Source organism: Nonomuraea sp. CX421 (assembly GCF_059358955.1).
Genome location: NZ_JCADBK010000057.1, coordinates 1 through 1529 on the forward strand (window position 1 = coordinate 1; position 1529 = coordinate 1529).

1 protein-coding gene is annotated in these 1529 nt (G+C 69.1%); it reads right to left on the reverse strand.

The window, feature by feature from the left end:
* Positions 1-23: 23 nt before the first annotated feature.
* On the reverse strand, positions 24-1361 hold the full coding sequence (locus AC5L3X_RS39105) for an IS701 family transposase (protein ID WP_494863842.1): 1338 nt from the start codon (positions 1359-1361) through the stop codon (positions 24-26).
* Positions 1362-1529 lie beyond the last annotated feature (168 nt).

Sequence of the window (1529 nt, forward strand, 5' to 3'; positions counted from 1 at the left end):
CCTAGTACGGCAGCCGCCATTCGTTAGTTGACCTGGAGATAGGCGGTGGTCAGGCGGGCTCGGTGATGGAACCAGCGGGCGCGGGCTTGATGGCGGCGCCGCCAGGTCGACCAGTGGACGGTGTGTTCCAGCGTTGGTGGATGTCCGGTGACGGCGTTGAACAGGCGCTTGACCTCGGCGACCGTCAACGGGATCAGGCCAGGGTCGGCAGGCGGCGCTTCATTGGGATGCGTGGGGCGGCCGGCCTGGGTGTCGGCTCCATGCCGGGCTGCGGCGGCGGTGACCGCGCAGACGGCCAGGGCAGCCATGACCAGCACGAGGTGCCGCAGTAGTGCCTCATAGAGGCGGACCTGGGACTCGTCCAGGCCGAACAGGTCCTTGCCGGCCTGGAAGCTCTCCTCCACCGGCCATCTCAACCCGGCGGCTGAGACGAGGCGGGCCAGGGTGGCCGGCTGACCGGCGGGCACGAAGCAGTAGTGAAAGGCCAGCTCACCGGTGGTGCGGTGCTTGCGGACCAGCAGGAAGTGGGCAGGGCTGGCGGTGGCGATCCACGCCCAGGCATAGGTGCGTTCGCCCTTGGAACCGTGCCCGGCTGAGCGGATGGTCCACCGGCGTTTGGGCCGCAGGTGCTTGGCCACGGCTTGTTCACAGCTCAGGCAGGTGCCGCCGCCGAGGGTGAGGGTGAAGGTGGCGCGGATGCGCAGCACGTAGGCCTGGCCGTGGTTCTCCAGATAGGTGCGCAGCTTGGTGCAGGCGCCGTAGACCTCGTCACCGGTCACGAAGTCCAGGCGCACGCCGTCGGCGTAGGCCTCGCGCAGCAGGCCGATGGCCAGTTCGCCCTTGGTCGCGAAGCTGAGGTCCAGCGGCAGAGCGGTGGTGATGGCGGTGACCGGGTCGCTGATCTGCTCGGCGGGGATCCATTGCCGGGCGCCGATCAGCGCGTGCCCTGCCCCGGCGCGCACGTAGGCCAGGTAGACGGTGTTGATGCCGTTGTCGATACCGCCGGCGCACCCCATGTGCTGGCGTTTGACGCCTGCCGTGGCCGTGCCCTTCTTCTCCTGGCCGGACTCGTCCAGCACGCCGACGGTCAGGCTGCCCGGCCGGGCGGCGGCATCCAGCCGGGCCACGGCGAAGCGGCGGACGGTACTCATCGCGCCCGCGGTGTCCCATCGGGCCCGGTTCAGCAGGCGCTGGGTGGCGTCCGGACGGCGGTCACCGATCCACTCGGCGATCGTCCAGCCGTTGCGCCGGGGCAGCTCGGACATCACGGCCCGGACGTACTTGGCGGCCTGCAGTCGCGGTTCGATCCGGGGGAACATTGGGGCCAGCGCGGTCATGAGGTCGTCGAGGTTCCGTTGCACCCGCCTGGCCTCTACGATGAGGGCAGCAGCCGCTTTGGATCTTGTTCTCGTCACACAGACATGATCACGAGCGGCTGCTCTCGTTGTACGGGGATTCCGCCAGAAACTCACGCCGGCCCGGCACCACGTCGTCCCAGCTCACACAGCAAATGGCGGCTGCCGTACTAG